Consider the following 19,667-nt stretch of genomic DNA (forward strand, 5'->3'; position numbering starts at 1 on the left):
GAGGCGGCTTGCTGTCACAAAACAGAAATGCAAAATCTTAGGCATAGAAAACCTGAGCCTTGCCATGCCCGTCGCCCCGCCACCCCTCAAGGGCCTTCCCCTGAACGCGCTCCGCGCCTTCGAGGCGGCCGCGCGGCTGGGGGGGTTTTCGGCAGCGGCGGTCGAATTGGGGGTGACGGCAGGGGCCGTGACGGCCCATGTCAAGGCGCTGGAGGATGCGCTGGGCGCGCCGCTCTTCGAGCGTTTCGCCAAGGGCGTGCGGTTGACGCCCCTGGCCAGTCGGGTGCTGCCCGAGTTTTCCGACGCATTCGACCGCCTTGGTCTTGCCGTGCACGCGCTCAGGGCCGAGGCGGCGCCGAAGACGGTGCATATCGCGGCCTTGCCCGCCGTGGCGCAACTCTGGCTTTCGCCCCGGCTACCGGCGATCCGGCGCGCTGCGCCCGAGATCACCATCTCGATCACCGCGATGGAGGCGCCGCCGGACCTGAAGCGCGCCGCCTTCGACCTCAACCTCTTCTACCGCGAGGATGGAGGAGGCCAGGAGGTCGCCGCGGACGAGATTTTTCCGGTCTGCGCACCCGATCTCGCGCGCCATCTGTCGGTGCCGGAAGACCTGGCGGGCGTGGCCTGCCTGACCGACAGCGCCTGGCGCGAGGACTGGGCCATCTGGGCGGACGCCGTGCGACCGGGCTGGAAATTCGTGGCGAAGGGCCCGGTCTTTTCGCTCTACGCGCTGGCGGTGGAAGAGACGATCAACGGGGCGGGCGTGCTGATCGGCCATTCGGCCCTGGTGGCGCAGCATCTGGAAAGCGGTGCGCTGGTGGCACCGTTTGCCGAGAAGGTGGTTCTGGGCCGGACCCTGCGGCTCTGGTCGGTGCGGCCGCATCTTCCGAAGTCGGCCGCCGGTCGTGTCACCGCCTGGCTGACAGCCTAGCCGAGCGCCGCTTCGAGCGCGATCTCGACCATGTCGCCGAAGGACCGCTCGCGATCCTCCGAGGGCAGCGCCTCGCCGGCGATCAGGTGGTCGGAAACCGTCAGGACGGCCAGGGCGCGGGCGCCGTGGCGCGCGGCGACGGTGTAGAGTTCGGCCGCCTCCATCTCCACTGCAAGGACGCCGTGCCGCTTCAGGGCCTCCATCAGGTCGGGGCGTTCGTCGTAGAAGGCGTCCGAGGAGTGGATGCCGCCGACATGGAAACGCGTGCCCTTCGCCCGCGCCGCCGCGACGGCCCGCTCCAGCAGCCCGTAGTCGGCGCAGGGGGCGAAGTTCATCTCGCGGAAGACGCCCGCGGAGGGTGTCGAGATGGTCGAGGCGGTCATCGCGATCACCACGTCGCGGACCTTCACCGCTTCCTGCATCGCGCCGGCAGACCCTATCCGGATCAAGCACTTGGCGCCGTAGTCGCGGATCAGCTCGTTGGCATAGATCGACAAGGATGGCATCCCCATGCCGGAGCCGTGGATCGTCACCCGATTGCCCTTCCATGTCCCCGTGTAGCCGAGCATGCCCCGCACCTGGTTGATGCAAACAGCCCCGTCGAGGAACGTCTCCGCCGCCCAGCGCGCCCGGTAGGGGTCGCCGGGCAGAAGGACGGTCTCGGCGATCTCGCCGGGCTTCGCGCCGATATGGGTGGACATGGAACCTCCTCGCCGTGTCGGTTTCCGGGAAAGATAGGCGAAGGTTGAGGGGAGGTTAATGGGTCTCGTGCGTCCGGGCGCGGGGTGGAGCGGAGGGCGCTGAAATCGTTGAAAAACCGGGTAGGGAGTGCGTGGTTTCTCCATAGGGTTGCTGTAGGGTTTCGGTAGCTACGGGTGGGGAGGGGCGTATGGCGGGTTGCGGCCCACAGCCGACCTTCGTGTCAGGTGCAGCGGAGGTCCGCAGGCAGCCAAGAGCGTACCTTCATGTATGCCAAGCTTTAATTCTGAACGGTGGATTGAGAATTGGCTTTCGAGGGCCTTTGTGCTTTTCTTGCGAGCCTATCGACATCGTTCTCTCAGTTTCTCAACGCGAGTATTCAAGTGATTGCATTTAGATAAGATCAGGAACCTTGCGACTTGCTGAGTATTGTAGACCTCATAGGGCCCAAGACGCGGGGTTGAACTGGAAAACGCATGTGCAGTCATCGTATTGCGCAAATACTCACAAAAATTAATGGCATCTGGCAGCGAAACCTGACGGTCCCGAATTTCCGCTCCATCCGCGTAGGGGGAAGGTGTATCGAGCGTATCATATATTTTAACTTCTGTGTGGTCGCCCCGTGTTACCCAATCGATTGTTCCTTTCGGGTCTATTCCTGCCCTTTTCAAGCGCTCCTCGAATGGCTCCAAAACTTTTGGATTCCAAACAAAAGTGCCCCTTCCAATGGATCGAGGGTTCTCGGGGCTCGCTCCGACAGCAAGTCCGAGCTCTTCGATGGCTGAGTATGCCAGATTTATCGCGACCGAAGTTCCAACATGCGAGGCTAAATTGTCAGTGTGCTTCTTAAAGACTTGTCCGTGACGTGGATGCATTGACCATGGCGTCACGCTTTCGATTTGGTAGCTAAGTGCCAACTTGTGAATAGCATACACAAGTTCCCTATGCGGTCAAGCCTCGGCAGCGACTGCGATAGCATCTGGGAGTGTTTGCCGATATGTGAATTTCTGGAAGTATCCATCGGTGCGGAAAACGGACTCGAAGACCTCTTCGCGTTTGGCAGTATCGGCGGAAAGCGGAAAGCCATGAGTTGGCGGGCTATATCGATCTGGGAAGCCCTCCAGAATAAGGTTTGCTGCGCAGATCAGTTGGATAATGTTGTCGGCCTCGTCTTGTTCGGTCTCAAGAACAAGCAACCTTCCAGTTGCTGCCCCTCGAGCAGAGGAGCAAAATCCCGCAAGGCACCTGCTTGGGAAATTTCAGACATACCACTTTCTGTAAACCTAAACCTCGTCGATGGGTCAGCAATATCTCGTATAGACCAGTTGGCCTCAGCGCAAATCGAATGAATCAATCCGATTTCGCTAGGTCTGAACACAAGGAAACTGCAAAACTCTGGCATCGACTCTCTACGGCGAAATTTTAGTTGTCCGCGTTCTTGGTCGGCATTGGCATGAAATTTAGGAAGCAACGCCCACCACGCATTTGACAATAGTATCGGGGGCGACTGTTTGCAAAGGGCTGGGATCAGCTATCCGCTGCAAGCGGGCCTTCATGCCGACCGCAGCGAACGACCGCTTCCCGCCCTTCGCGACTTCCGCCCCCCTACTCCGCCGCTTCGGCCTTCGGCTCGGCCAGCGCCACGATGTCGAACATGATCCGGTTCAGCTCGAAATCCTTGGGCGTATAGACCTGCGCCACGCCCATCTCGCGGAGCTTCGCGGCATCCTCCTCGGGGATGATCCCGCCGACGACGACCGGCACCCGGGAAAGGCCCGCGGCGCGCATCCGCTCCATCACCTCGGCGATGAGCGGCAGGTGGCTGCCCGAAAGGATCGACAGCCCCACCACATGCGCCCGCGTGTCCGCCACCGCCGAGACGATCTCGGCCGGTGTCAGGCGGATGCCCTCGTAGGTGATGTCCATGCCGCAGTCGCGCGCCCGCGCGGCGATCTGCTCGGCGCCGTTCGAGTGGCCGTCGAGCCCCGGCTTGCCCATCACGAACGTGAGCCGGCGGCCAAGGCGTGAGGACACGGCATCGACGGCACTGCGGATCTCGTCGAGCCCCTCGGTGCGGTTCGACGGGCTCCTGGAGACACCGGTCGGCCCCCGGTACTCGCCATGGACCTGCCGCATGACACCCGCCCATTCGCCGGTCGTGACACCGGCCCCGGCGCAGGCGATGGAGGCGGGCATGACGTTGCGCCCGGCCCTGGCGTCGGCGCGGAGGGTTGTCAGGGCGGCCTGGACCGCGGCCTCGTCGCGCGCGGCGCGCCATTCGGCGAGCCGTGCGACCTGATCCGCCTCGACCGAGGGATCCACACTCAGGATGGCGCCGTCGCCCGCCGTCAGCGGCGAGGGCTCGGCTTCCGTCCAGCGGTTCACGCCGACGACCACGGTTTCCTTCGTCTCGATCCGGTTCAGGCGTTCGGAGTTCGACTCCACCAGCCGCGCCTTCATGTAGTCTATGGCGGCGATGGCACCGCCCATCGAGTCGAGCGTGTGAAGCTCGTCCCGCGCGCCCTGCTTCAACGCTTCGACCTTGGCGGTGATCGCCGGATTGCCGTCGAAGAGGTCGCCGTATTCCAGAAGGTCGGTCTCGTAGGCGAGGATCTGCTGCATCCTGAGCGACCATTGCTGGTCCCAGGGGCGGGGCAGGCCAAGCGCCTCGTTCCAGGCGGGAAGCTGCACGGCGCGGGCGCGGGCGTTCTTCGACAGCGTGACGGCGAGCATCTCAAGCAGGATGCGGTAGACATTGTTTTCCGGCTGCTGCTCGGTCAGGCCAAGGCTGTTGACCTGCACGCCGTAGCGGAAGCGACGGTATTTCTCGTCCGCGATCCCGTAGCGGTCGCGGCAGATCTCGTCCCAGAGCTCGGTGAAGGCGCGCATCTTGCAAAGCTCGGTGACAAAGCGGATGCCCGCGTTCACGAAGAAGGAGATGCGTCCGACCATTTCGGGAAAGCTTTCGGCGGGCACCTTCGCCTTCAGGTCGTCGAGCACGGCGATCCCGGTGGCGAGCGCGAAGGCGAGTTCCTGTTCCGGCGTGGCTCCCGCCTCTTGCAGGTGGTAGGAACAGACGTTCATCGGGTTCCACTTCGGCAGGTGTTCTCGCGTGTAGGCCGCGACATCGGTGATCATGGCGAGCGAGGGCCTGGGCGGGCAGATGTAGGTGCCGCGCGAGAGGTACTCCTTAACCAGATCGTTCTGCACCGTGCCCTGAAGCCGGGACACATCCGCGCCCTGTTCCTCCGCGACGGCGATGTAGAGCGCGAGGAGCCAGGGTGCCGTGGCGTTGATCGTCATCGACGTGTTCATCTGCTCGAGCGGAATGTCCCGGAACAGCGCCCGCATGTCGCCGAGATGGCAGACCGGCACGCCGACCTTGCCGACCTCGCCCTTGGCGAGTTCATGGTCGCTGTCGTAGCCGGTCTGCGTCGGCAGGTCGAAGGCGACCGAAAGCCCGGTCTGTCCCTTGGCGAGGTTCATCCGGTAGAGTGCATTCGACTTTTCCGCCGTCGAATGGCCGGCGTATGTGCGGAAGAGCCACGGCTTCTCGCGTTCAGGGGGGAGGGTCATGGCTGTCGCCTCGCAGCAATATAGTTCCTTTTCGGGCAACCTAATCGGAACAAAGTTGCGCGTCCAGATGCTGCGCTGCAAAAAGATCGGGCCGCAGTGCAGAAATGCGGCCCGACCCGGTGGTCAGTTCGCGGCGAAGCAGTAAAGCAGCCCGTCGCCGCCCGTGCCGCGCAGCGCCTCGAGCCCACAGCCGCCGCGGGAGGAATGCGACGAGTTCCACGACTTCGCCGCATCCGAATCGTCCAGCCCCATGCGGTCGTGATGGCCGACCATGCCGGCCGCTTCCGCGGCGTCGCTGGTCCAGTCCTCGCAGGTCATGCCCGCGGCCACGGTACCGTCGGGCATCGAGCCGGTCAGGATGTCGTGGCGATTGGGCTCGTCGCCGCGGCCGTTGACCACCTCGCCCTTTTCGCTCAGCGCGGTTTCCTTGGTCAGATTGTTCTCGGCGCTGTGCAACTGGTCGACGCTTTCGGCGATGGTGACGCCCGCCGCGTTGACCCAGGGGCCGGCGCCGATGCGGTCGCGCGCGTTCTCCGTGCTGGTCGAGAGATAGGCGCGCCAGGTCTTGCCGGTGACGCCCGCCGCCTCTGCCAGCGCCGCGCAATGTGCGTCGGCCCCGGCTATGCCGCCGAAGTTGCCCCCCTGGCCGGGGCTCTCGCTCGTCACGAAGAAGCTCATCGTTGCGTCCTGTGCGAGCGCGGTCGAGGCGGCAAGGGTGAATGCTGCCGCGGTCATCGTTCTCAAGATCATCATGAAATCCTCCTGTTGGCGCTTATTGTGTCGCGTTCAGACGATCAGGGTAGCATGGCGCACCGGGCCGGCTGCTCACGCATGCGTGAGATTTCCGGCCGCGGCCGACCCGCCGGCGATTTACCGCGCGGCGATTTTTTGCCACCGTCCGCGCATGTTCCGACCCGTGACGCTGCCCCTCTGGCTCTTCGTGCTGATCCTCGCCTTTGCCGGGGTCACCTTCGCGTCCCACTTCCTGTTTCCCTCCGTGCGCTGGTTCCTCAGGCGACGGATGGAGCGGGCGGTGGAGCGGCTCAACCGCCGACTCGCGCAGCCGATCCGGCCGTTCAAGCTGATGGCAAGGCCCGACATGATCGTGCGACTTGCCCACGACCCCAAGGTGGCGGAGGCCATCGCGGCCGAGGCGGCGGCGACAGGCGTGCCCGAGACGGTTCAGCTTGAGCGTGTCCGGCGCTATGCGCGCGAGATCGTGCCGGGCTTTTCCGCCACGGTGTATTTCGGCGTCGCCGCCCGAGCGGCCAAGTGGCTTGCGCGGCTTGTCTACCGGGTCGAGGTCGCGCCCTTCCACGCGATCGGGGACATCGGCAAGGAGGCAACCGTTGTCTTCGTGATGAACCACCGCTCCAACATGGATTACGTGCTCGTCACCTGGCTTGCCGCCGACCGCTCGGCGCTCTCCTACGCGGTCGGCGAATGGGCGCGGGTCTGGCCGCTTTCGTGGCTCATCCGCGCCTCGGGCGCCTATTTCATCCGCCGCAAGTCGGCCAGCCCGCTCTACCGGCGCGTCCTTGCCCGCTATGTCCAGATGGCGACGGAGGAGGGCGTCGCGCAGGCGGTCTTCCCCGAGGGTGGCTTGTCGCTCGACGGCCGGGTGGGCCGCCCCAAGCTCGGCATCCTTTCCTACATCGTCGCGGGTCACCGGCCTGGCGGGCGCGATGTCGTCTTCGTGCCGGTGTCGCTTGCCTACGACCGGGTGATCGAGGACCGCGTGCTGACCGCCGCCGCCGCCTCGGGAGAGCGGAGGTTCCGCGCCTCTCCGGGCGCTATTCTCCTCTTCCTCGGGCGCCAGTTGCGCAGGGTTCTGACCGGCCGTTTCCAGAAGTTCGGCACCGCCTCGGTCAACCTGGGCGAGCCCCTGTCGTTGTCGGACTTCCTCCGCCAGCCGCAGGATGACGTCACCGCGGCGCTCGCCGAGGAACTGATGCGGCGGATCGCGGCGAATGTTCCGGTCCTGCCGGTTCCGCTCACCTGCGCGGCGCTTGGGGCGCGCCGGGAGACGGACATCGGCGCGCTCACGGCCGAGGCCGCCCGCCTTGCCGCGGCTCTGGCGGGGCGCGGGGTGCGGCTGGAACTGCCTGGGGGCGACCCGGCCCGCGCCGTGGAGGCGGCGCTGGCGATTCTGACGCTTCGCAAGGTCGTCCGCCGCGACGGCGCGCGGCTCACGGTTCCGGCCCGCGATGCCGCCCTCGTCGAATTCTACGCCGCGCCCGTCGCGCAGCATCTTGCTGCGGCTGCGGCATAGACCTGGGCCGCGACACGCCCCGGTTTGTGTCGGGGAAAGCCGGCCGAGACATAAAATTACAAAACCGACCTGATGCGCTATTGCAATGTTGCGCGGCGGCACATATTCCTCCGGGGGAGCCCGCAACGATTCTGCGTTGCGGCAAGGACTGCAGGAGACGCCGATGGCCCTTGACGTGAAGACCGAGATTGCGCCCTACGACGCGCCGGAGAAGGACCTCTACGAAATCGGCGAGATGCCGCCCCTCGGCTACGTGCCGAAGAAGATGTACGCATGGTCGATCCGCCGCGAACGCCACGGCGAGCCCGACACGGCGATGCAGGTCGAGGTCGTCGACACCTGGCAGATCGACAGCCAGGAGGTGCTGGTGCTCGTGATGGCGGCCGGCGTCAACTACAACGGCGTCTGGGCCGCGCTCGGCGTGCCGATCAGCCCCTTCGATGGCCACAAGGCGCCCTATCACATCGCCGGCTCCGATGCCTCGGGCATCGTCTGGAAGGTCGGCGACAAGGTGAAACGCTGGAAGGTCGGCGACGAGGTGGTGATCCACTGCAACCAGGACGACGGCGACGACGAGGAATGCAACGGCGGCGACCCGATGTTCTCGCCCAGCCAGCGGATCTGGGGCTACGAGACGCCCGACGGCTCGTTCGCGCAGTTCACCCGCGTGCAGGCGCAGCAGCTGATGCCGCGGCCAAAGCACCTGACCTGGGAAGAGGCTGCCTGCTACACGCTGACGCTGGCCACCGCCTACCGGATGCTCTTCGGCCACCGGCCGCATATCCTGAAGCCCGGCGACAACGTGCTCGTCTGGGGGGCCTCGGGCGGCCTCGGCTCCTATGCGATCCAGCTCATCAACACGGCCGGTGCCAACGCCATCGGCGTCATCTCGGAAGAGGACAAGCGCGATTTCGTCATGGGCCTCGGCGCCAAAGGCGTGATCAACCGCAAGAACTTCAACTGCTGGGGCCAGATGCCCAAGGTCAACACGCCCGAATACGCGGCCTGGTTCAAGGAGGCGCGCAAGTTCGGCGCGGCGATCTGGGAGATCACCGGCAAGGGCAACAACGTCGACATGGTGTTCGAACACCCCGGCGAGGCGACCTTCCCGGTCTCGGTGTTCGTGGTCAAGCGGGGCGGCATGGTGGTGATCTGCGCCGGCACCACGGGCTACAACCTGACCTTCGACGTGCGCTACCTGTGGATGCACCAGAAGCGCGTGCAGGGCAGTCACTTCGCCAACCTCAAGCAGGCGGCGGCGGCCAACAAGCTGATGCTGGAACGCCGGCTCGACCCCTGCATGTCCGAGGTCTTCCCCTGGGCCGAGATTCCGGCGGCCCACATGAAGATGCGCCGGAACGAGCACAAGCCCGGCAACATGGCGGTGCTGGTGCAGGCGCCGCGCACCGGGCTCCGGACCTTCGAGGACGCGCTGGAGGCCGGCCGGCCGCGCTGAAACGCTGCCCTGCCAGACGGGTCCGCGTTCCCGCAAGGGGCGCGGGCCTCAGCTTGCGCGCATTGCCTCCTGACGCTCCGCGCGGGGGCATCCCGTCACAGGCGGGGCTTGCAATTGCGCGACGGTGCTCTGAAGAATTGCCCCACGGGGTCGAGGTGCGGGGCGCATTCCTTCTGCCGGGCGAGGGCAAGCATGCGATACGACTGGATACTGGATGTGCTGACCGATCTGCGGGCGTTTTCCCAGACCAACGGGCTGAAGACGTTGGCGACGCAGCTCGAGGAAACCCTTCGCGTCGCCGAAACCGAGATCGTGCGACTGCGCGATGATCCGGGTGCCCTGCGCGTGGCGGACCCGGGTGGGACTGCGGGCGGTGCCCAGACAGGCGGCGGCTGAGGCCCCCTGGCGCGGACCGGTCTTGCAGCCGCATCGGGGCGGGACATACCGCCACGGACCCATGCCGCTGGAAAGGGACGCATCCCCCCTGTAGGGTCGCGCCCATGTCCGCCCCCGCGCTCAGATTTTCCCATGATCAGGCCGAAGCCTGGGACCGTGTCGCCGACGCCTTCGCAGGTGCCGGGATCGACCTCCTGGAAGGCACGCTGCGCCCCGACGCGCCGGCGCGCGCGCAGGTGATGGCGGTCGTCGGCAAGGCCGGCTCGGGCAAGACCATGCTCCTTGCCGCGCTGGCGAAGGCGCTGGCGGAAGCCGGGGTGGACACGATCTCCGGCGACTACGAGGGCCGCCGCCGCAAGGACCGCCGCACGCTCGCGATCCTCGCTCCGACCAACAAGGCGGCGAGCGTGCTGCGGAACCGGGGCGTTCCCGCCACGACGATCCACCGCATCCTCTACACGCCGGTCTACGATCCCGAATACGAGAAGATCGCCGAATGGCTCGCCGGGCAGGGCGACCGGCCCGTGGTCGAGGGGCTGACGGACCTCGCGCTCGACCGGGCGAAGGCCTTCTACGATCAGGTGAAGTCGATCCCCGGCGCGCTCGCCGCTGCCGGGCTCCGCGGTTCGGACTTCATCCTCGGCTGGAAGCGGCGCGAGGATCCGCTCGACATCGGCTTCGTCGACGAGGCCTCGATGCTCGATGAACGCCAGCTCGAGGATCTGAAGGAGATCTTCCCCATGCTGATCCTCTTCGGCGATCCGGCCCAGCTTGCGCCCGTGGGCCAGTCGGGCGAGATGGTCTTCGACCGCCTGCCCGAGGCGCGCAAGCTCACGCTCCACCGAATCCACCGGCAGGAGGAAGACAACCCGATCCTCGACCTTGCCCATGCGCTGGCCGATCCCGACCTGAGCTTCGAGGCCTTCGAGGCGATGGTGGCTGCGGCCGCGCGGCGCGACGACCGGGTGCGCTGGGCGGAACGGGTGGATGCCGGGCTGATGGCTCGCTCCCCCGCGCTGGTCTGGCGCAACCAGACGCGCATCCGCCTGATCCAGGCCTTCCGCGCGGCCTACGGCGCGCCGCCCGACGAACTCCTGCCCGGCGAGCCCTTGATCTGCGACGGGATCGAGCTGCCGCTGAAGCATCGCAAGAAGCGCATCGACCTCGAGGCGCGGGGCCTCATCAAGGGGGCGCAGGTGATCTACCTAGGCCCGGGCAAGAAGCCGGGCTTCGCGCGGCTGCATGTCATCGGTGCCGAGGACCCGCAGGTTTCCGCCGCCTCGATCATCAAGATTGAGTTCCCGGACGAGGAAGAGCCGTTCATCCCCGCCGCCGCGACCATGGGCGCGGCTTTCCTGCATGGCGCGGCGGTGACGATCCACAAGGCGCAGGGGTCCCAGTGGGACGAGGTGCAGGTCTTCGCGCCCGACCTTTTCGTGGCCGCCCGGACGGGGCGGATGGAGGCGGGCATCCCGCTCTGGAAGCGCCTCGCCTATGTAGCCATCACCCGGGCCGAGACGCGGCTCCACTGGGTCGTGCGCAACCGCCTCGCGCGGCCGGCCCGTCCGCTGACCACCGACGACCTGCCGAGATCCGCCGGGCCCCTCGCGCTATCGGCCGGCGAGGAGGACTGATGGCACCTTCGCCGTCGCCCAAAACCCTCTCCTCCGGGGCATCCGCCGCTTTCCGTCGTGCGGCGGCCCCGCTAGTCTTGGCCGAAAGGAGGCCCCCATGCGCTGCGTTTTCGTCCAGTTCCGTTGCCAGCCAGGCAAGACCTACGAGGTCGCGAACGAGATATATGACCGCGAGGTCGTGTCCGAACTCTACTCGACCTCCGGCGAATACGACCTCATCGCCAAGGTCTACATCCCGGATGATGTCGACGTGGGCCACTGGCTCAACGACAAGCTCTTCGACATTCCCGGCATCGCCCGGACCTTGACGACGATGACCTTCCGGGCCTTCTGAGATGGCCCGGACCCTCGTCGTCACCGGTGCGAGCGCCGGGATCGGTCTTGCCGTTGCGGAACGATTCCTCGCCGAGGGCTGGAATGTCGCCCTGCTTGCCCGCCGGCGCGAACCGATGGCCGAGGCGGCGGCGGGTCGGCCCGAAGCCCTGCCCATCGCCTGCGACGTGACCGACCCCGCCGGGGTTGAGGCCGCCTTCGACGCCGTCATGCGCCGCTTTGGCCGGATCGACACTCTGTTCAACAACGCGGGCATTTCACGCCCGGCGGGTCTCATCGACGAGATTCCGCTGGCCGACTGGTTCGATACCGTCGCCGTGAACCTCAACGGCATGTTCCTCGCGGCCCGCGCGGCCTTCGCCCGGATGCGGGCGCAAAGCCCACAGGGCGGACGGATCATCAACAACGGCTCGATCTCGGCCCATGCACCACGGCCGGGCTCCATTGCCTATACCTCGACGAAACACGCGATCACCGGGCTGACGAAGACGCTCGCCCTGGACGGGCGCCCCTTCGGGATCGCCGCCGGGCAGATCGACATCGGCAACGCCCGGACGGAGCTTGCCGCGAGGATGGAATCGGGCGTGCCGCAGGCCGACGGGTCCGTCCGGGCAGAGCCGATGATGGACGCCGCGGAAGTTGCGGCGGCGGTCCTGCACATGGCGAGCCTGCCGCTGTCGACCAACGTCCTGTCGATGACGATCATGGCGACCAATATGCCTTTCGTCGGACGGGGATGAGACGTCAGCCGTTCCGCAGCAGGCGGAACGCGGTCGAGGCCGCCCAGCCCGCCAGCGCCGCGATGGCGAGCGCGAGGACGCCGTAGGCGGCGGGCTGGCGCTGCGCGAGGTCGTAGAGCCAACGCTCGAGCCCGACCTTTCGGACGTAGATGGCGGTCTCCGTCATTGCGACGACATGCCGATCGCGGAGCAGGATGAACCGCGTCCGGTAGTCGCCCTCGACGAGGTTCGCGGGCAGGTCCACGTCGGTGCGGAAAAGCGTGTCCTCCGCCAGATTGACCGTGCCCTCGTGCAGGGAATAGAGCCCGTTCGCCTCGCGCACCCGGATGAGCGCCTCGGTGAAGGCCGGGCTGTCGGCGATGTCCTGCGGCGCCCCGACGGAGCGGATCATCTGCGGAACGGATATCTTTCGCCTGAGGTCCTCGGTTTGTGACAGGATCTGGTCGAGCGGGCCGGTCGTTGCCACGGCATAGAAGCTTGGCGCACGATCCACCTCGACCGAGGCGGTGTTGACCCAGATGCCGAAGGCGCGGGATTTGCGCCGCACCGTGATCGGCGTCGAGGGCCCTTCGACGGTGACGATCACCTCCAGCCTGGAGTCGCTCGGTGCCGGTGCATCGCGCTTCACCGCACCATAGACGATGAGGTCCGATCCGTCGAAATTCGCCGTGATCGAGATCGCGCTCCGGCTGAGGCCGGCGACGACCTCCTCACCGGCCGCGACCGGGGCCGGGACGGCCAGAAGCGCGAGGAGAAGTGCGGCCACCCTCATGGCCGCCCCGCTGCTGAAATGGAATAGAGTTCGCGCGGCTCGATCAGGAGGTCGACGCCGAGCTTCAGGGCGACGCCGAGTACCAGAAGCGCCAGCAGGATGCGCAGTTGCTCCGCTTTCAGCCGCGCGCCGAACCGCGTGCCGACCTGTGCCCCGACAACGCCTCCGAGGATCAGGAGAAGCGCGAGCATCAGATCCACCGAGCGGTTGGTCCAGGCGTGCATGAAGGTGGTGAAGCCGGTGACGAAGATGATCTGGAAGAGCGAGGTGCCGATGACGACCTTGGTCGGCATGCCAAGAAGGTAGATCATGGCCGGCACCATGATGAAGCCGCCGCCGACGCCCATGATCGCGGCCAGGACTCCGACGGCGATGCCGACGAGCACGGGGGGGATGACCGAAATGTACAGGCCCGAGGCGCGAAACTTCATCTTGAAGGGAAGCCGGTGGACCCAGAGGTGCTGGTGCCGCTTCACCGAGGGATGCGGCCCCGCTTTCCGCGCCCGTGCGATGGCGCGAAGACTTTCCTGGAACATCAGCAGCCCGATCAGGCCGAGGAACACGACATAGGAAAGCTGCACGGCCAGGTCGATCTGGCCCAGACGGGACAAGAGATTGAAGGCCCATATCCCGAGTGCCGAGCCGATGAGGCCGCCGACGAGAAGCACGACCCCCATCCGCATGTCCACCGTGCGCCGCTTCAGATGCGCCAACACGCCCGAGACGGAGGAGGCGACGACCTGGTTCGCGCCGGTCGCGACCGCGACCGTGGGCGGGATGCCGATGAAGAACAGGAGCGGCGTGATGAGAAAGCCGCCGCCCACGCCGAAGAGCCCCGAGAGCACGCCCACCAGCCCGCCGATTCCGAACAGCATGAAGGCGTTGACCGAAACCTCCGCGATGGGCAGGTAGATCTGCATCTCGTCGCCGTGTCCGATGAAAGCGCGCGCCTGAGACCAGTCTTGCCCCCCTCACGGGACGCTGTCAAACGCTTGCCGCCACAGCCGTGGGGCCAGTTCGCCGGCCCCGCTCAGACCAGGTCGCGCAAGTATCGTCGGAGCACCCGTTCGAGCTTGGCCGCGCCGAGCGGCGCCATGGCCTTGGTATGCTCGTGGCTGATCTTCTCGTCGCTCATGCCGGCGGCCATGTTGGTGATGACCGAGACGGCGGCGAGCCTCAGCCCGAGGAAGCGGGCGAGGATCACCTCCGGCACCGTGGACATGCCGACCGCGTCAGCCCCGAGGGTCCGGATCGCGCGGATCTCGGCCGGCGTCTCGAACGAGGGGCCGGAATACCAGGCATAGACACCCTCGACGAGGTCAAGCCCCTCGGCGGAGGCCGCCGCGCGAAGAGCCGCCCGCATCGCGGGGTCATGGGCGTCCGTCATCGGAACGAAGCGTGCGTCGGAGGCTTCGCCGATCAGGGGATTGAGCCCGGAGAAGTTGATGTGGTCGGAGAGCAGCATCAGCGATCCCGGCGGCGTCGCGGGGCGGAGCGAGCCGGCCGCGTTCGTCACGATCAGCCGCTCGGCGCCGAGGGATCTCAGCACTTCGAGGGGCAGCCGCATCGCGTCGGCGCGGCCGCTCTCGTAATAGTGCGCCCGTCCGCCGAAGACGGCGACGCGCACGCCCTCCAGCATGCCGACCGCCAGCCTCGGATTGTGGCCGGAAACACCGGCATGGGGAAAGCCCGGCAGATCGACATAGTCGATTGCCACCCCGTCCACCTCGTCCGCGATGTGGCCGAGGCCCGAGCCGAGGATAAGCCCGTGGCTGACCGCTTCCGGTCCGGCGCGCTGGCGGATGAGCCGCGCGAGGTCAGCGCTCCTTGACATAGGCCTCGCCTCCCGCGCGCGGCGGGATCGCGCGGCCGACGAAGCCGGCGAGCACGATCACCGTCAGGATGTAGGGCAGCGCGTCGAGCATAGGCACCGGCACGTCGAATCCCACAGTCTTCTTGATGACGTCCGGCCTGAGCGCGAGCGCCTGGAAGAAGCCGAAGAGGAGCGTCGCCATCAGCGCGTACCAAGGCCGCCACTTGGCGAAGATGAGTGCGGCGAGCGCGATGTAGCCGCGCCCCGCGGTCATCTCCTTGCCGAAGCCGGCCTGGAGCCCGGCGGCCATGTAGGCGCCGGCGATGCCGCAAAGGACGCCGGTGATCATCACGGCGGTATAGCGCAGCCGCACGACCGAGATGCCGGCGGTATCGACCGAGGCAGGGTTTTCACCCACCGCCCGCAGGCGGAGCCCGAAGCGGGTGCGGTAGAGCGCCCACCATGTGACGGGCACGGCGAGAAGGGCGACGTAGACGAGCGCGCCGTGACCGGACAGGACCTCGCGGTAGAAGGGGCCGACAAGGGGGACCTGCCCGATGGCGTCGGCGAAGGGAAGCTCGATCGGATTGAACCGGCCGTTGCCGGTCAGCGGCGGCGTCCGCCCGCCCTGCCGGAAGAGCGACTGCGCCGCCAGAACCGTGATCCCGGAGGCGACGAAGTTCAGCGCCACGCCCGAGATGAGCTGGTTGCCGCGGAAGGTGATCGAGGCGAGCCCGTGGATCGCCGCGAAGACGAGGGAACCGGCGATGCCCGCGAGCAGCCCGAGCCAGACGTTGCCGGTCAGCGCGGCCACGGCCCCGGTGCACATTGCCGCGGCGAGCATCTTGCCCTCGAGCCCGATGTCGAAGACGCCGGACCGTTCGGAGTAGAGCCCGGCGAGGCAGGCCAGCAGCAGGGGCGTCGCAAGCCGCAGCGTGGAGTCGAGAATCTGCAGAAGCGTCGCATAGTCCATCACGCGGCCCCCCCGAGCGGTCGCGGCCGGAAGAAGAGGCCGAGGAACATCCGCACCATGTAGTCAAGCGCCCCGGTGAAGAGGATGACGAGCCCCTGCACGACGGTCCGGAGCTCGATCGGGATCGCCGTCCAGAGGCCGAGCTCCGCCCCGCCCTGGTAGAGGAAGCCGAAGAGGATGGCGGCGAGAAAGACGCCGACCGGATGGTTGCGCCCCATGAGGGCGACCGCGATGCCGATGAAGCCGGCCCCCTCGGCCGAGTTCTGCAAGAGCCGTCCGGCCTCTCCCATGACGTTGTTGATCGACATGAGGCCCGCGAGCGCGCCGGAGATCAGCATGGCGATCATCGTCACCCGGAAGGGGTTGATCCCCGCATAGCGCGCGGCCGGTTCCGATTTTCCGAAGGCGCGGATTTCATAGCCGAGCCGCGTGCGCCAGAGCAGGACCCAGACGAGCCAGCAGGCGAGGAGCGCCACGAAGAGCGTCACGTTCGCCGGCACCTGCTTGGAAAAGACGAGGTTCAGCCCCGGGATTTCATGCAGCGTCGGCAGCCGCGTCCCTTCGGGAAAGCGCGCGCTCGCCGGGTCCATGCTGGTCGGCGGGCGCAGGACCTCCACGAGGAAATAGATGAGGAGGGCCGCGGCGATGTAATTGAACATGATCGTCGTGATGACGATGTGGCTCCCGCGTTTCGCCTGGAGGTAGGCCGGCACCGCCGCCCAGGCCGCACCGAAGAGCGCGCCGCCCGCCATCGCCGCAGGAAGCGCGAGCGTCCAGTGCGGCCAGGGCAGGGCGAGGCAGGCGAGCGCCACGCCAAGGCCGCCAAGCTGCGCCTGGCCCTCGCCGCCGATGTTGAAGAGGCTGGCGTGGAACGCCACCGTCACCGCGAGCCCGGTGAAGATGAAGCTCGTGGCATAGTAGAGCGTGTAACCCCAACCATAGGCCGATCCGACCGCGCCCTGGACCATCGTCCTGAGCGCCTCGGACGGGCTTTGCCCGATGGCGAGGATGACGAGGGCGGAGATGATGCCCGCGAGGAGAAGGCTGATGGCCGGCACGAGGACGAGGTCGGCCCAGCGGGGAAGCTTCGTCATGCCGCCTGACCTCCCTCGACGCCGGCCATGAGAAGGCCGAGCTCGCGCTCGTTGGTCTTCTCGGGGTCGCGCTCGCCCATGATGCGGCCGTCAAACATCACCGCGATGCGGTCGGCGAGGCCGAGGATCTCGTCAAGCTCCACGGAGACGAGCAGGATCGCCTTGCCGGCGTCCCGGAGCTCCACGATGCGCTTGTGGATGAACTCGATCGCGCCGATGTCCACGCCGCGCGTGGGCTGGCCGACGAGGAGAAGCTCGGGGTTCCGCTCGATTTCCCGCGCGAGGATCAGCTTCTGCTGGTTGCCGCCGGAAAAGCTCTTGGCGGCGAGCGTCGGGATCGGCGGGCGCACGTCGAAGCGCTCCATCTTGCCCTGGGTGTCCTCGAGGATGGCGTCGTTGTCCATCAGGAGCCGGCTCTTCTGGTAGGCCGGGTCGTTGTGGTAGCCGAAGGCCATGTTCTCCCAGGCGGCGAAATCCATGATCATGCCAAGCCGCTGGCGATCCTCCGGCACATGGGAAATGCCCTTCGCGCGCCGGGTCTGGCCATCGGATTTCGTCCCGGTCAGGTCCAGCTCGACGCCGTTCAGCCTTACGGTGCCGGTTGCGCGGCGGAACCCGCCCAGCACTTCGAGCAGTTCGGACTGGCCGTTGCCGGCGACACCGGCGATGCCGAAGATCTCGCCCGCGCGGATCTGGAACGATATGCCGCGCAGCCGCTCCACCTTGTCGGCATCGACGACGCGGAGGTTCTCGACCTCGAGCACCACCCGGCCGGGCGTCGCCGGCCCCTTGGCCACGTCGAGCAGGACCTTTCGGCCGACCATCAGCTCGGCAAGTTCCTCCGGGCTTGTCGTCGCCGTCTTCACCGTCGCCGTCATCTCGCCCCGACGCATCACCGATACGGTGTCGGTGATCTCCATGATCTCGCGCAGCTTGTGGGTGATGAGGATGACGGTCTTTCCCTGTTCCTTCAGGCCCCGGAGGATTCGGAAGAGGTGATCCGCCTCGTCGGGCGTCAGTACGCCGGTGGGCTCGTCGAGGATCAGGATCTCGGCGCTGCGGTAGAGCGCCTTCAGGATCTCCACCCGCTGCTGGTGTCCGACCGAGAGTTCCTCCACCACCGCGTCGGGATCGACGTCGAGTTCGTATTCGCGCGCAAGCTCGCCCAGCACCTTGCGCGCCTTGGCCAGCGAGGGGCGCAGGAGCGGCCCATCCTCGGCGCCGAGGATGACGTTCTCCAGCACGGTGAAATTCTGCACCAGCTTGAAATGCTGGAAGACCATGCCGATGCCGGCACGGATCGCGGCCTGGCTGTCGGGGATCTGTGTCGCGCGGCCGTCGATGAGGATCTCCCCGGCGTCGGCCTTGTAGAAGCCGTAGAGGATCGACATCAGTGTCGACTTGCCAGCACCATTCTCGCCGATGATGCCGTGGATCGAGCCCTTCGCCACCTGGATCGAAATGTCCTTGTTGGCCTGCACGGGGCCGAAGGCCTTCGAGATTCCCTTCAGTTCGATGGCAAATGGGGCAGCCGTTTCCGGCCGCCCCGTCCTTGCCGTCGCGCTGTCGCCGCCAGCGGCCATCAGAAGGTCGCGGCGGGGCAGGTGTTGTCGGACATGTAGTCGTGCACGCTGATCTCGCCCGACTTGATCTTGGCGGCGGCCTCCTCGACCTTCGCCTTCATGTCGTCGGTGACGAGGCTCGCGTTGTTGTCATCCATCGCATAGCCGACGCCCTCGTTGGCGAGGCCCATCACGTTGATCCCCGTGGTCATGTCGGCGCCTTCCTTGAAGGCGTCATAGACCGCGTTGTCCACGCGCTTGACCATGGAGGTCAGCACCTTTCCGGGGTGCAGGTAGTTCTGGTTGCTGTCGACGCCGATCGAGAGGATCCCCTCGTCTGCCGCCGCCTGCAGAACACCGATGCCGGTGCCGCCCGCGGCGGCATAGATCACGTCCGCGCCCTGCGACTTCTGTGCCTTGGCAAGCTCGGCACCCTTCACCGGGTCGTTCCAGGCCGCGGGCGTGGTGCCGGTCATGTTCATCACGACCGTCGCGTCGGGGTTCACCGCCTTGACGCCCTCGGCATAGCCGCAGCCGAACTTGCGGATCAGCGGGATGTCCATGCCGCCGATGAAGCCGACGGTGCCTGTCTTCGAGGCCAGCGCAGCCATCATGCCGACGAGGTAGGAGCCTTCGTGTTCGTTGAAGACCACCGATTTCACGTTCGGCTGCTCCACCACCATGTCGATGATCGCGAACTTGGTGTCGGGGAAGTCGGGTGCCACCTTGTTCAGCACGTCGCCGAAGGCGAAGCCGGTCATCACGACGGGGTTCGCGCCGGCCTCGGCCAGCCGCCGCAGCGCCTGTTCGCGCTGGGCCTCGGACTGCATCTCAAGCTCCTTGTAGGTGCCGCCGGTTTCCGCCTTCCACTTCTCGGCGCCGTTGTACGCGGCCTCGTTGAAGGACTTGTCGAACTTGCCGCCGAGGTCGTAGATGATCGCCGGGTCGGCCAGCGCCGCGCCCGAGGTCAGCGCCAGCACCGCGGCCGCGCCGAGGAATTTTCTCTGAAGGGTCATGGAGGAACTCCCGGTTGATAATCCCTGTCGATCCGCGCTCAGCGCCGTCCCGCGGGTCGGCCTCTCAACGGCGCGGATTGCCGATGATTAGGGCGAAAGGGCTCTTGCCGGTCAATAGCGATTCCGCATGACGAGCGGTTAACTTGACCGATTGGTCAAGCAGTCTGACGCGGTTCGGCCGGCGCGGCAGGCCCGAGCGGGCAGGCAAGGAGAAGCGCATCCGTGGCGCCGCCGTCTGGCCGGCGGTAATAACCGCGTCGCCGGCCGGCCTCGGCAAAGCCGGCCCGCGCATAGAGCACGCGCGCGGCGGCGTTGTCGGCCGACACCTCCAGGAACGCACGCTCGGCCCCCGCGGCGACGGCGCGATCCAGGAAGGCCGCGGCACGGGCACCGCGCT

General features: G+C 66.7%; 18 protein-coding genes and 1 pseudogene. 7 read left to right on the forward strand and 12 right to left on the reverse strand.

Going from position 1 to position 19,667, the window contains the following annotated elements:
- The first annotated feature begins 64 nt into the window (after positions 1 to 64).
- Entirely contained in the window at positions 65 to 934 is an 870-nt protein-coding gene (locus tag F9K34_RS01415; RefSeq protein ID WP_291334705.1) for a LysR family transcriptional regulator, read from the forward strand.
- On the opposite strand, the gene deoD is transcribed toward F9K34_RS01415, so the two are convergent.
- From deoD to F9K34_RS01435, 4 genes are all read right to left on the reverse strand, one after another.
- Positions 931 to 1,635 (reverse strand): purine-nucleoside phosphorylase, encoded by a 705-nt coding sequence (gene deoD, locus F9K34_RS01420; RefSeq protein WP_291334707.1) that lies wholly within the window; start codon positions 1,633 to 1,635, stop codon positions 931 to 933. The two genes, F9K34_RS01415 and deoD, sit on opposite strands and share 4 nt — an antisense overlap.
- Before the next feature lie 948 nt (positions 1,636 to 2,583).
- Positions 2,584 to 2,829: a hypothetical protein gene (locus tag F9K34_RS01425; RefSeq protein WP_291334709.1), complete on the reverse strand. Its 246-nt coding sequence runs from the start codon at positions 2,827 to 2,829 to the stop codon at positions 2,584 to 2,586.
- A 409-nt stretch (positions 2,830 to 3,238) separates the two neighbouring features.
- Positions 3,239 to 5,209, reverse strand: coding sequence for a protein meaA (locus tag F9K34_RS01430; RefSeq protein ID WP_291334711.1), 1,971 nt, complete (start codon positions 5,207 to 5,209; stop codon positions 3,239 to 3,241).
- A 123-nt stretch (positions 5,210 to 5,332) separates the two neighbouring features.
- On the reverse strand, positions 5,333 to 5,962 hold the full coding sequence (locus F9K34_RS01435) for a DUF1554 domain-containing protein (protein ID WP_291334713.1): 630 nt from the start codon (positions 5,960 to 5,962) through the stop codon (positions 5,333 to 5,335).
- 151 nt (positions 5,963 to 6,113) lie between these two features.
- On the opposite strand from F9K34_RS01435, the gene F9K34_RS01440 reads away from it, so the two are divergent.
- The 6 genes from F9K34_RS01440 to F9K34_RS01465 all read left to right on the forward strand — a co-directional run bounded on the left by F9K34_RS01440 (position 6,114) and on the right by F9K34_RS01465 (position 12,040).
- Complete coding sequence (locus F9K34_RS01440) at positions 6,114 to 7,481, forward strand: 1-acyl-sn-glycerol-3-phosphate acyltransferase (protein WP_291334715.1); 1,368 nt, start codon at positions 6,114 to 6,116, stop codon at positions 7,479 to 7,481.
- Positions 7,482 to 7,644: 163 nt separating this feature from the next.
- Positions 7,645 to 8,937: a crotonyl-CoA carboxylase/reductase gene (ccrA, locus tag F9K34_RS01445; protein ID WP_291334717.1), complete on the forward strand. Its 1,293-nt coding sequence runs from the start codon at positions 7,645 to 7,647 to the stop codon at positions 8,935 to 8,937.
- 192 nt (positions 8,938 to 9,129) lie between these two features.
- Positions 9,130 to 9,333, forward strand: a complete 204-nt coding sequence (locus F9K34_RS01450) for a hypothetical protein (RefSeq protein WP_291334719.1) — start codon at positions 9,130 to 9,132, stop codon at positions 9,331 to 9,333.
- A gap of 104 nt (positions 9,334 to 9,437) precedes the next feature.
- Positions 9,438 to 10,967, forward strand: a complete 1,530-nt coding sequence (locus F9K34_RS01455; protein ID WP_291334721.1) for an AAA family ATPase — start codon at positions 9,438 to 9,440, stop codon at positions 10,965 to 10,967.
- Between the two features lie 97 nt (positions 10,968 to 11,064).
- Positions 11,065 to 11,301 (forward strand): Lrp/AsnC ligand binding domain-containing protein, encoded by a 237-nt coding sequence (locus F9K34_RS01460; protein ID WP_291334723.1) that lies wholly within the window; start codon positions 11,065 to 11,067, stop codon positions 11,299 to 11,301.
- A gap of 1 nt (position 11,302) precedes the next feature.
- Positions 11,303 to 12,040, forward strand: a complete 738-nt coding sequence (locus tag F9K34_RS01465) for an SDR family oxidoreductase (RefSeq protein ID WP_291334725.1) — start codon at positions 11,303 to 11,305, stop codon at positions 12,038 to 12,040.
- A 4-nt stretch (positions 12,041 to 12,044) separates the two neighbouring features.
- Here F9K34_RS01465 and F9K34_RS01470 read toward each other — a convergent pair whose 3' ends face one another.
- The 8 genes and pseudogenes from F9K34_RS01470 to F9K34_RS01505 all read right to left on the reverse strand — a co-directional run.
- Positions 12,045 to 12,812, reverse strand: coding sequence for a TIGR02186 family protein (locus F9K34_RS01470; RefSeq protein ID WP_291334727.1), 768 nt, complete (start codon positions 12,810 to 12,812; stop codon positions 12,045 to 12,047).
- Positions 12,809 to 13,732 (reverse strand): sulfite exporter TauE/SafE family protein, encoded by a 924-nt coding sequence (locus F9K34_RS01475; RefSeq protein WP_291334729.1) that lies wholly within the window; start codon positions 13,730 to 13,732, stop codon positions 12,809 to 12,811. The genes F9K34_RS01470 and F9K34_RS01475 overlap by 4 nt, the downstream gene beginning before the upstream one ends.
- 110 nt (positions 13,733 to 13,842) lie before the next feature.
- Positions 13,843 to 14,646, reverse strand: a complete 804-nt coding sequence (locus tag F9K34_RS01480; RefSeq protein ID WP_291334730.1) for a purine-nucleoside phosphorylase — start codon at positions 14,644 to 14,646, stop codon at positions 13,843 to 13,845.
- Complete coding sequence (locus F9K34_RS01485; RefSeq protein WP_291334731.1) at positions 14,630 to 15,598, reverse strand: ABC transporter permease; 969 nt, start codon at positions 15,596 to 15,598, stop codon at positions 14,630 to 14,632. The genes F9K34_RS01480 and F9K34_RS01485 overlap by 17 nt, the downstream gene beginning before the upstream one ends.
- Complete coding sequence (locus F9K34_RS01490; RefSeq protein WP_291334733.1) at positions 15,598 to 16,692, reverse strand: ABC transporter permease; 1,095 nt, start codon at positions 16,690 to 16,692, stop codon at positions 15,598 to 15,600. The genes F9K34_RS01485 and F9K34_RS01490 overlap by 1 nt, the downstream gene beginning before the upstream one ends.
- Positions 16,689 to 18,275: an ABC transporter ATP-binding protein gene (locus F9K34_RS01495; RefSeq protein ID WP_291334735.1), complete on the reverse strand. Its 1,587-nt coding sequence runs from the start codon at positions 18,273 to 18,275 to the stop codon at positions 16,689 to 16,691. Before F9K34_RS01495 ends, F9K34_RS01490 begins: the two co-directional genes overlap by 4 nt.
- Entirely contained in the window at positions 18,275 to 19,270 is a 996-nt protein-coding gene (locus F9K34_RS01500) for a BMP family lipoprotein (protein ID WP_291334737.1), read from the reverse strand. The genes F9K34_RS01495 and F9K34_RS01500 overlap by 1 nt, the downstream gene beginning before the upstream one ends.
- A 155-nt stretch (positions 19,271 to 19,425) precedes the next feature.
- Positions 19,426 to 19,667 (reverse strand): annotated as a pseudogene (locus tag F9K34_RS01505) (ribosomal-protein-alanine acetyltransferase); the annotation flags it as partial.

Source organism: Albidovulum sp. (assembly GCF_008933605.1).
Lineage (GTDB): Bacteria > Pseudomonadota > Alphaproteobacteria > Rhodobacterales > Rhodobacteraceae > Albidovulum.